We start from the raw sequence: 1185 nt of genomic DNA, 5'->3' as shown, positions 1-1185 counted from the left end.
CTGGAACAATTCAGCAAATGCTAGCAAGTGGAAAAATACAAGACTGCACTGGAGAAAATCTAAAGATATAAATCAGTGTGATAGAAAATTAGCCTACCCATACTCCTTACTTTTCACGGGATCTTTAAAAGGCAGACCAGAAGAGGCTTTCAGATAAAGGGTGCAGATGGGGTTAAAGTAGTAAAAATCAAGCAAAAGCAGGGAAGAAAAATGATGAACTGGTGGGACAAGAATTTTGCAAGTTGTGAATTAGGAGATGAGAGACTAAGCAACCGAGGGTACTCAATCGGCAAAAAATAAGTCAAGGATTCGGGAAAGCGTTGTCCGAGATATTTAAGAGTGGCTCTGAGTTAAAAAGGGCTTATGAGTTTTCGCCAATCGGAAAACAGAATTTAGCAAGATCATAAAACCACACTGTGAAATGACCAGTGAAGCCGTGGAAGAACAAGAATTGGTCTTATGCATAGGAGATACCACCTATTTAGATTATGGCAAAATTAAAGCCAAACGGGAAGGGTATGGACCAACGGGAAATGGTGGGAACGGATTAATTCTGCACAGTGCCTTAGCGATCGCCCCCGAACAAGGACAAGTAATCGGGTTGTTATGGCAAAAATTGTGGAACCGAGAAGCGAAAGCAAAGCCACCGCAAGATGAAACCGCAGCAGCGAAAAAGCAACGACTTGCCCTTGCCCGAAAAGCAGCCCGACAAAGGTTATTCAAAGATAAAGAGTCTTATCGATGGGTAGAAGCGCTGACCGAAGTCGAGCATCAAGTCAGTAGCAGCACCCATGTAATTCATATTTTCGACCGCGAAGGAGACATCACCGAAGTCTTTGACCAAGTACGACAACTGCAACATACAGGGGTATTAGTCAGAGCAGCCCATGACCGTAGTTTAGACCAAAATAGCGAACGGCTATGGCAAAACTGGAGTCGCAACCCGTAAGATTTGAACAGGAAATCAAAGTACCAGAATCTGGTAAACGTAAAGCCCGTATCGCCAAATTAGCAGTACGATTTTCTATGGTTAATCTACGGGTTCCCTATCGTTTTGACAATCGTGACCCATTACCAGTTTATGCTGTCTATGCCACTGAAATCGATTGTCCTGAAGGTGAAACTCCTTGGAGTGGATGCTTTTGACCACTGAAGTCGTGGAAGACTTAGAAACGGCCATTAAGA

General features: G+C 43.5%; 1 protein-coding gene and 2 pseudogenes. All 3 read left to right on the top strand.

Features of this window, described 5'->3' with window-relative positions; genetic code table 11:
- The first annotated feature begins 210 nt into the window (after positions 1 to 210).
- The 3 genes and pseudogenes from PSE7429_RS28275 to PSE7429_RS25360 all read left to right on the top strand — a co-directional run bounded on the left by PSE7429_RS28275 (position 211) and on the right by PSE7429_RS25360 (position 1146).
- Positions 211 to 407 (top strand): annotated as a pseudogene (locus PSE7429_RS28275) (IS4/Tn5 family transposase DNA-binding protein).
- Positions 408 to 421: 14 nt separating this feature from the next.
- Positions 422 to 709: pseudogene (locus PSE7429_RS22595) on the top strand (IS4 family transposase); the annotation flags it as partial.
- Between the two features lie 212 nt (positions 710 to 921).
- The gene (locus tag PSE7429_RS25360) at positions 922 to 1146 is read left to right on the top strand and encodes a hypothetical protein (RefSeq protein WP_009629722.1); all 225 of its coding nucleotides are present in this window, start codon (positions 922 to 924) and stop codon (positions 1144 to 1146) included.
- The last annotated feature ends 39 nt before the right edge of the window (positions 1147 to 1185 follow it).

The sequence above is a fragment of the Pseudanabaena biceps PCC 7429 genome, from assembly GCF_000332215.1.
Lineage (GTDB): Bacteria > Cyanobacteriota > Cyanobacteriia > Pseudanabaenales > Pseudanabaenaceae > Pseudanabaena > Pseudanabaena biceps.
The sequence above is the reverse complement of the archived record's forward strand: the minus strand, read 5'-3'. Positions and strand labels throughout refer to the sequence as shown.

Bases quoted from the DNA above. Each gene is read 5' to 3' on its own strand.
- PSE7429_RS25360 (WP_009629722.1), top strand. From the start codon at position 922: ATGGCAAAACTGGAGTCGCAACCCGTAAGATTTGAACAGGAAATCAAA.